Annotated in this window: 5 protein-coding genes and 1 pseudogene; 2 read left to right on the forward strand and 4 right to left on the reverse strand. The window is 42.1% G+C overall.

Going from position 1 to position 9,792, the window contains the following annotated elements; all coding sequences use genetic code 11:
* Positions 1-379: 379 nt before the first annotated feature.
* Positions 380-1,654: a 3-oxo-tetronate kinase gene (gene otnK, locus AAC854_RS19610; RefSeq protein ID WP_340618584.1), complete on the reverse strand. Its 1,275-nt coding sequence runs from the start codon at positions 1,652-1,654 to the stop codon at positions 380-382.
* A gap of 1,051 nt (positions 1,655-2,705) precedes the next feature.
* Between otnK and AAC854_RS19615 the strand changes: the two are divergent.
* Positions 2,706-3,107: pseudogene (locus AAC854_RS19615) on the forward strand (YidB family protein); the annotation flags it as partial.
* 60 nt (positions 3,108-3,167) lie between these two features.
* On the opposite strand, the gene metE reads toward AAC854_RS19615, so the two are convergent.
* On the reverse strand, positions 3,168-5,453 hold the full coding sequence (gene metE / locus AAC854_RS19620; protein ID WP_340618586.1) for a 5-methyltetrahydropteroyltriglutamate--homocysteine S-methyltransferase: 2,286 nt from the start codon (positions 5,451-5,453) through the stop codon (positions 3,168-3,170).
* 109 nt (positions 5,454-5,562) lie between these two features.
* Here metE and metR point away from each other — a divergent pair, with 109 nt between their 5' ends.
* Entirely contained in the window at positions 5,563-6,519 is a 957-nt protein-coding gene (gene metR / locus AAC854_RS19625; protein WP_340618587.1) for an HTH-type transcriptional regulator MetR, read from the forward strand.
* On the opposite strand, the gene AAC854_RS19630 is transcribed toward metR, so the two are convergent.
* A complete protein-coding gene (locus tag AAC854_RS19630) occupies positions 6,404-7,303 on the reverse strand; it encodes a carboxylate/amino acid/amine transporter (protein WP_340618588.1) in 900 nt (299 codons plus the stop codon). The genes metR and AAC854_RS19630 overlap by 116 nt on opposite strands.
* 23 nt (positions 7,304-7,326) lie before the next feature.
* Positions 7,327-8,976 (reverse strand): Na+/H+ antiporter, encoded by a 1,650-nt coding sequence (locus AAC854_RS19635; protein WP_340618589.1) that lies wholly within the window; start codon positions 8,974-8,976, stop codon positions 7,327-7,329.
* Positions 8,977-9,792: the final 816 nt, after the last annotated feature.

The following is a 9,792-nucleotide window of genomic DNA, read 5'->3' on the forward strand; positions in this document are numbered from 1 at the left end:
ATGTGGCAGCTCATCAAAAGAGTTAAGATTTTCTTGAATGCCGCTTCAGCAAATAGTTGGAAAGGAATAGGAAATATGAAATTCTCATAATTATGAAAAGTTATATATATAGGAAATGATCACTAGCTAAGGGCATGTAAATGCAAAACAATATCCTCACCCATTATGATATCTTACTAAATTCATAGGAGTTTCTTTTGTCTGGCTATTTCTAACTATCCTAATCTCTCGTATGCAATTTTACTCAATCAACTTATTTGTAATTCATTAATGAAACAATGATGAATCACCTTATAATCTCACTCTCATATATCCTAATATCATAGTCCATTATTTGACAAACCTACTCCTCCAACCTGCAACTCCATACAATACCTTTTTATATATGAAACATCTCTTGTGCATACCAGAAGAAATCAATCTCACCAAAATTGCCCGATTTCAACGCCAACCAACAATCGGAATGCAAGTCATGTACCCAAGGAACCCCCGGAGCAATAGGTGCACCAATACTGATTTGGCCTATTCCCAAACTGCGTACAACCTGAGCCGAAGTTTCCCCACCCGCGACAATAAAAGTATTAAATCCCTGTTGTCTCAATTTCCTAACAGTTTCAGCAAAAACTTGTTCAATTGCATTGCTGGCTTCTATAGCACCATACTGCTGTTGAATCATTTCCAGTGATTTAGGTGACTGTGTAGCATATAGCATAGGCGCTAAGCTGCCCTCTGATTGCTGGATAACCCAGTCTGTCAACTGATCGACATATTCAGAATTGTGGATACACTCTCCCACATTTAATTCTATGGCAGGTGAGATTTTCTTATACTCATTGACTTGTTGATTTGTCATAACTGAGCAACTTCCCGAGATAATAACCGTTTTTCTATCTATGGCTGGTGGAACATCTCCAATTGCCGAAACTGCCAAAGTGTGCCCTGAATGGTGACTAGCTAGTGCTGCCCCTAGACCAGAACCACCTGTCACTAATGTCATATCCGATACTGCTTGAGCGATAGGCATCAAATCTTCCATCAACATCGCATCCATTACCGCATAGCGAATATCATTCTGGCGCAATGATTCCAGATGATGACAAATAGCTTGTTTTCCCTGACGCACATAATCAAGATTGACTAATCCTGCTCTCCCTTTTGATTGCTGTTCTATCAATCGCAGTAAATTGGCATCTTTCATCGGAGTGACTGGATGATATTGCATTCCACTTTCGTTCAATAACTGTCCATTAACAAACAAGTGCCCATGAACTACCGTACGTCCATTGACTGGAAGAGCCGGGCAAATTAGGCTGATATCCACCTGAAGTTCATCCATCAAAGCATCCATAACCGGACCAATATTGCCTTCTGAAGTTGAGTCAAAAGTGGAACAATATTTGAAAAACAGTTGACTACACCCCGCCTTATGCCATAACCATCGGCAAGATTTCAAAGATTGTTTAATAGCCTCATCAACAGAACAAGAACGACTTTTCAAGCTAATCACAACAGCGTCTATATCACACGGAACAAGTGTATTCTCATCTGGTACTCCTAACAATTGAGTAACTTGCCAACCACTTTGCACCATAAAACTAGCGATATCAGTTGCCCCTGTGAAATCATCAGCAATTACACCAAGTTTGATGGCCATGATTGCCCCTCCAACAAGACTACTCTCTTACATATCTTGTTCATCTGATGCTCCATTTTTCCGTTCAATTGTCAAAAATATTTGAGATTCCTTATACGGAATCATATCTCACCTTCTTGCCTGCTTCATTTCAAATACTTATGGATTCCTTATCATGTGAGCCACATGCCATAAATTGAAAATTCGAAAGAGAGAAATTTTATCTTTGACAAATTCAGAAATTTTATGTTCACACTCAAAATCGGATTAGATTGTTTGAATAACTCAGAAGAGCCTAAAAATCATAGTCATTAGTTACCGTACTACAATCTTTAAGCTCCCCTGAAGTTAGTATATTAGGCATGTTTCTGTTTATTCATACCAATAAACAGAAACATTTTATGCATTTTCAAGAAGAGGAAGTACTAAACAAAATAACAGATGAGCCTGTCTTAATTTACTTAATTGTTAATTACATTCCCTATTAACTACAGATGACAAAAGTACGCCTAGCTACAACCACTGCAATTAGACAACTCTATTCACTATGACCTATTTCTTTCGCCTGTTTGAATGCTCACAGGTTTTGACATTGAATAGGTGACATACCTACTCTTATTAGGACCATGCTATTCCTGCTTTCATCGCTTCCAGCCCTATAATCTCTATTTTTATTATCGATGTAATTCCCTGGTGTTGTATGACTATTTTGTTACCTTTCTAATCTTCACATAGATAACTTCACAAAAAAACGATGAATATCACATTCATAATTTATATTTCACAACAAGAAAAAATCATAACAAATTGAATTTAAATAAATTAAAATAAAAAAACACAAAACTTCATTTCACATAACAGTGTTAAAAATCGGTAATTTAATAAGAAAAATTACTCAATACTCCAATCACCCATCTCCACCTAAAATAAGGTGATTTTGAAATATTGTGCTACTGTAATAATTAAATCTGTTATTCATCTTTATTCCATAACATATCTACTACTTTATTCCTGCAAACGTACCTAATTAAGTGTTTTATCTGGTCAGGCAGATAAAACCTCAACAAAGGGGAGTGTTACGATGGGCTTTTTCGATCAAATCGCTAATATGCTGAGTGGTGGTAAAAACCAGCAACTTCAGCATGTGATGGACTGGGTTGAAGGTCAGGGAGGAATAAGTGGGTTAATTGATAAGTTTTCCCAGCAAGGTCTGGATGGAACGATTCACTCATGGATTGGTTCCGGCGAAAATTTACCTATTCATGCCGATCAACTTTCTTCTATTTTTGGCTCTTCTACAATTCAACAGTTGGCAGATAAAATTGGGATAGATCCCAATGAAGCCTCTTCTTTACTCTCCCAACATTTGCCAAATCTCATTGATAAAGTCACCCCAAACGGTGAAGTGCCGGAAAATCTGGATTTGAAATCGGCTGGCATGAATTTATTGAAAAACAAACTCCTTGGGAAATAATCCTTTAAACCCGCCACATTACATCCTCTGTGGCGGGTATTTTCAACTTATCGCTTAATTTTAAAGATAATCATTCACTGAAGCACGCAGGCGTTTTGCGGCTTCTACCATGTTCGCCAATGATTGTCTGGTTTCTGTCCAACCGCGGGTTTTCAAACCACAATCCGGGTTTACCCACAAGCGTTCAACAGGGATACGGTCAGCCGCTTTACGCAATAATGCTTCAATCCATTCAACACTTGGCACGTTTGGTGAGTGAATATCATACACACCAGGCCCAATTTCATTCGGATATGAGAAATCTTCGAATGAATCCAACAACTCCATATCTGAGCGAGAAGTTTCAATGGTGATCACGTCCGCATCCAGTGCTGCAATAGACGGCATGATGTCATTGAACTCGCAATAACACATATGAGTGTGGATTTGGGTGTCATCTTCCGCAACTGCTGCGCTCAGCTTGAAGGCATCCACTGCCCATTCCAAATATGCCTGCCATTCTTCTCTGCGCAGTGGCAATCCTTCACGCAATGCAGGTTCATCAATCTGAATGATACCAATGCCCGCTTTCTGTAAATCATCAACTTCATCACGCAGCGCCAGCGCTATCTGTTTAGCGATAGTTTCCCGGCTGACATCTTCCCTTGGGAATGACCAACAGAGAATCGTCACCGGCCCTGTTAACATCCCTTTCACAGGTTTATCAGTCAAGGATTGTGCATAAGTCGCCCAATCTACAGTAATGGCTTCCGGGCGGCTGATATCACCTATAATCACTGGTGGTTTTACGCAACGGGAACCGTAGCTTTGCACCCAACCATTTTGCGTGAAGACATAACCATCAAAGTGTTCACCGAAATATTCCACCATGTCGTTACGTTCAGCTTCCCCATGCACCAGCACATCCAGCCCCAAATGTTCCTGTTCCTGAATCGCCTGCTTAATATGTTCACTGATATTGGTTCGGTAATGCGTACTATCCACCCGGCCCTTTTTGAAATCGAGACGCAAGCCACGAATTTCCGTTGTCTGCGGGAATGAACCGATAGTTGTTGTTGGCCACAGCGGTAAGTTATAACGTTGGCGCTGAAGCTTGGCACGTTCAGGATATGCCTGATAGCGCTCACTATCTTGCGGCTTGATCGCAGCGATGCGTTCAGTAACCGCTGGATTATTTACCCTTGTGGAGCTACGGCGGGCACGAATTGGTGCACTATAAGCATCCAGTTCAGACTGCTTACTGCCTTCTGGTGCATTCAATGCTTGTGACAACAAAGAAAGCTCCGAACATTTCTGCAATGCAAAGGCAAACCAGCTCTTCACTTCTTCGTCTAACCCTGTTTCATCATTCAGGTCAATCGGGCTATGCAGCAATGAACAGGAAGTACCAATCCACACATTTCTCTTACTGACCAATGGTGCAACAAGCTGATATTTCTCACTCAAATCTGCTCGCCAGACATTGCGACCATTAATGACACCCAGTGAAAGCAACCAATTATCCGGCAGTGATTTATCTAAACTTTCAAGGGAATCCTGTCCTGCCACTAAATCAACATGCAGCCCCTGCACTGGCAGTGATTTGATTGTCTCCAGATTATGGCCGATGCTATCGAAATAGGTCGTCAACAGTAACTTCACCTGCCCTTCAAGAGCCTGATAAGCCGTTGAGAACGCCGCGAGCCATTCTTCTGGCAGTTCCAGCACTAACGCTGGTTCATCAATCTGTACCCACTCAATGCCACGTTTTGCCAGTTCTGCCAACACTTGTTGGTATATCGGCAGGATATCTGCCAGTAAGGATAAGCGATCAAAAGTCTTGCCCTTCACTTTACCAAGCCATAAATAAGTCACCGGCCCCAACAGGATAGGTTTTATTTTATGTCCCAACGCCAGAGCTTCATCCACTTCATCCAGTAACTGGTTCCAGCCTAGTTTGAATTCCTGCCCTTCCTGAAATTCAGGCACGATATAGTGGTAATTTGTGTTGAACCATTTGGTCATTTCTGAAGCTGCTGCTGGTGTGCCTGTCGGTGCCCGACCACGAGCAATACGGAACAAGGTATCCAGATCAATATTTCCACCTTCGTTTCGGTGACGTGGTGGAACATTGCCTAATAACAAGCTAGTGGTCAATACTTGATCATACCAGGCAAAATCACCAACGGGGACTAAATCAACGCCCGCTTCTTTTTGTTGTTGCCAATGACGTGCGCGTAATTCACGGCCTGTCTCCAGCAATTCCTGTTGGGAAATCTTACCTGCCCAATAATTTTCTTGCGCCTTTTTCAGCTCTCTTTTCAAGCCAATACGTGGAAAACCTAATGTATGATTCAAAACCGTCATGTTATCACCCGTGAAATTTTTAGCCGTCTAGATGTTTACACTTCTATAATCAGCATGTAGTGTATAAACCACAAGCGCAATTTATTCATTATCAACTTGAAGGTTTTTCATGATCGAAATAAAACACCTAAAAACACTACAAGCATTGAACCATTGTGGATCGTTGGCTGCTGCTGCAAATTATCTTCATCAGACGCAATCTGCCCTTTCTCATCAATTCAGTGAATTAGAGCACCGGCTGGGATTTAAACTGTTCATTCGTAAAAGCCAGCCTCTGCGGTTAACGCCTCAGGGAGAAGTATTATTAAGGCTGGCGGAACAAGTATTACCCTTGATTACGGCTTCCCTGCGTGAATGTAATGAACCAGAGGAGACAAATCTACGCATTGCCATTGAATGCCATAGTTGTATTCAATGGCTGACACCCGCACTTAAGCGTTTTCGTGAAAGCTGGCCACAAGTTAACGTGGATTTTAAATCCGGTGTGACGTTTGATCCTCAGCCTGCTCTGCAAAAGAGAGAGCTGGATATCGTTCTGACATCAGACATCATTGCGGACAGTAATCTACATTACACTCCACTGTTTGATTATGAAGTAAAGCTGGTGATTGCGCCGGATCATCCTCTGGCAAATAAACGGGATATCCATCCGCAAGATCTTGCTTCTGAACTCCTATTGATTTATCCCGTTCAGCGGCAACGGTTTGATATCTGGCGGCGTTTTCTTGAACCTGCGGGTGTCGCTCCGACATTGAAAGCTGTTGATAATACGCTATTGCTGATCCAAATGGTGGCGGCTCGTTTGGGTATTGCTGCATTACCACATTGGGCAGTGGAAACATTCGAAAGACAGGGGTTGGTTGTGACCCAAACGTTAGGGGAAGGGCTATGGAGCAGATTGTACGCTGCCAACCGGGAAGGAGAACAGCGTCAACCTGCCATTGATACGTTTATTCGTTCTGCCCGCCAGCATGCGGTGGACAATTTGCCTTTCGTGAAGCGGGTTTCAGTATCCAGCGGTGATGCGCCCAAAGCGATGCAACAATCAGGCTGCCTCCAATGGTAAAGCTCAGCCAATCAGGATGCTGCTGCCAAATTGCAAAATTGACCAACAACCCTGCCGGAACCAGCATATTGTTCATAATGGCCAGTGTTCCGGCATCTACTTGGGTTGCGCCATAGTTCCACATGAAGTAGCCAATGCCTGATGCGCCAATTCCCAGCCAAATCAGGACGCCCCACTGTATCTGAGTGGTCGGTAATTTTTGTGGATCACCAAACATCAGCCAGCCGATGATGGCAACAACACAGGCGCCCAGATAGAACCATGAAAACGCCACTCTCTGTGGAATTGGATTGACTTCCATCAAACGCTTATATCCAACCTGCCCCATCGCAAAGAAAATATTCGCCAATTGCACCAGCACCAAACCAATCCAAAAAGATTCACTCAATCGGTCATAACGAATAATCGCTGCGCCAGCCACAGCCAGCAAAGAACTCAGAGCATAACCCCAACGCAGCCGCTGGCGCCCCATCAAATCATAAATCAATGTGACATAAAGCGGCGTCATGATGGTAAACAGTAAAAACTCTGCAACAGACAGGTAATGATAGGCATGAAACACAAATAAGTACATCACACCAAGCTGACAAGCACCGACGGCCATATACAGTAAAATAACTTTCAATGACAGACCACGCCAGCGCAAAAATGGCAAAAACACCATTGCCGCCAGCACTACCCTGACAAGAACTGAAAACCAGCTATCAACCTGACCAGCGAGATAGACACCGATCAGGCTAAATGAAGCGGCCCACAAAAAGGTTGTGATTGTTAACAGCCACATAATTTATTGGTCTTTACCTACTTTTATTGTTCATTCCCCACTAAAAGCGCTTCGAGCAAATCCAGATCATGCAGCAGCGATTGTAGTGTTTCATTACTAATCTTACGGGTTGCACGCAAATGGTACAGTTCTCCTCGCTCAGCCCTTAATGCCGTTAAGCGGAAACGACGCTCCAGCTCTTCAACCATCAAATTATGTTCGATTTCATCCGTACCCGCAGTACGACGCCGCAAATAACCGATAACTCGGGAAGCGATTTCACTAATGTCTTCTGCATCCAGCTTCTCTTCCGGACTGGCAGATAAACGTTCTTCCATCTTATTCATACTGACAATCGCAACTTCAGCCATTGCTGCTTTTGCCATTCTGATTTCATTGAGATCCGCCAGTTTATCCCCCACTTTCATGCCACGAAGCAACAAAGGTAAAGCGATAACCCCTATAAACAGGGAGAGCAGAATCACACCCGCTGAAATGAAAATCAACTGATAACGAGCCGGGAACGGATCACCATCCGGTAAAAAGAGGGGAATAGACAACGCACCCGCCAGTGTAATTGCACCACGAACACCAGCAAACGAAGCCAACCACAATTCGCGGGTTGTGTAAGAAGCAAACTCCAGCGGTTTCTTCTTCATTAATACCCTACTGCTATTTTTCATCAGCCACAACCAGGCGAACCGCAGCAATACCAACGCTACGTAAATGATCCCTACGGCAGAGAACAGCATCCACGTTTCAACTTGCGGATCAAGTTCAGCCTGAGCGACAGAAGTTTCCCAAATACCCGGTAATTGTAACCCCAGCATGATGAATACAAGGCCATTGAAGACGAAAGCCAGCATTCCCCATACGTTATCAGCACGCAGACGCATATTCAGTGGTGCATTGCGGATCACTCCAGCTTTACTGATCGTCATACCAGCAGCCACTGCTGCCAGAATACCGGATACACCGATATGTTCAGCAATCATGTAGGAAGCGAATGGCAACAACATCATGAACACGATTTGAGTTGCAGGATCATCGCCACTCCAGCGACTCATCAGCCGGAGGGATTTACTGTATATCAATGTGACAGCAATACCAGAAGCCAATCCACCAAGCGCAACCAGGAAAAACTTCATCGTTGCACCAGTGACGGTAAAGGCCATTGTTCCCATGGCAATTGCTACAGCAAATTTCAGAGCCACCAGACCAGAAGCATCATTCATCAATGCTTCTCCTTCCAGTATGCTCATCATATTTTTGGGAATGCGCCCTTTTCCAACAATTGATGATAATGCAACCGCATCAGTAGGTGATAACACTGCCGCCAGTGCAAAAGCAGCAATAAGTGAGATACTCGGCAATAACCAGTGAATTAAATAACCAATACCGGCAACTGTCACTAATACCAATACTAAAACTAAAATAACAATTTCACGTCCGTGCTGGAAAAACTCTCTGGTCGGTGTTTTCCAGCCATCAACAAACAACAAAGGGGGAATAAGTAAAACGAGGAATAATTCAGGATCGAAAGTAACGTGTAAACCAAAATGAGGCCAGGCGAGCAGTGCTCCCATTGCTATTTGCACTATAGGCAAGGGGACACGGAACGGAATCATTTTAGTAAGAACACCAGAAACTGACACCACCAAAATCAATATCAAGATAGTAAAGAATATTTCCATGTTACCCTTACAAATTGCCAAAAATCCGTCGGTGAAGAGATTGTGACTGTTTTTTACTGTTAATAACAGCGCTAATAAGCATAAATATTGCAGTTATTCAAGAAAATCAAAAAACAATCACATTATGAATCAATGACCAATAAGCCATTTGTTCATTTTATACTTATCGGCAAGAGTTTGGTAAAAAATTAGCACATTTTGACATGTGCTCTGTAGTGAAGAAGCGCACTTCAAGCCCCCAGAGAAACACTCAATTATTTTATTGGTGTTTAAACTTATTTTGAAAATTCAACAACAAACTTCCATGCAGATGTCTCCATCCCTTCCTGAGTTTCTGGAACAAACTCACCATTATTTCTTTATGCTGAATTTCTATGCCTGCGGAGTAGAATCAGGCAATGTTTACCCCGGAAATAGAGCAGGATAATTTAAATAAAGATCTCTAAAAACACTGACCGATTAATTTTTTAAGAATAAATCACCAATACCTTTAATATAATTTCAATTCAACAACAATCATAAAAACAAGATTGCAGTCGCCTTTATTTAAAACAAGAAAATATAACCAATAAAATTAATTAACAACGATAATTATTTTAATAAAGTAAATTTAATTCCACACCTGTGTTTGATTTAACAAAAAAACAACAACCATTTTTTAAATTACTATATACAAAACAATCAAAAAGCGTTAATAACTAACAGGCTTGGATTCACATATTAAGTGCAACATCGTTATAAACGAAGTAAATGAGTTTTTGTACCTTTAAATAGCTCATCCGGCGTATTGTAACCCCGTGTTTTTCGTGGTCGCTT

This window comes from Xenorhabdus entomophaga (assembly GCF_037996725.1).
Taxonomy (GTDB): domain Bacteria; phylum Pseudomonadota; class Gammaproteobacteria; order Enterobacterales; family Enterobacteriaceae; genus Xenorhabdus; species Xenorhabdus khoisanae.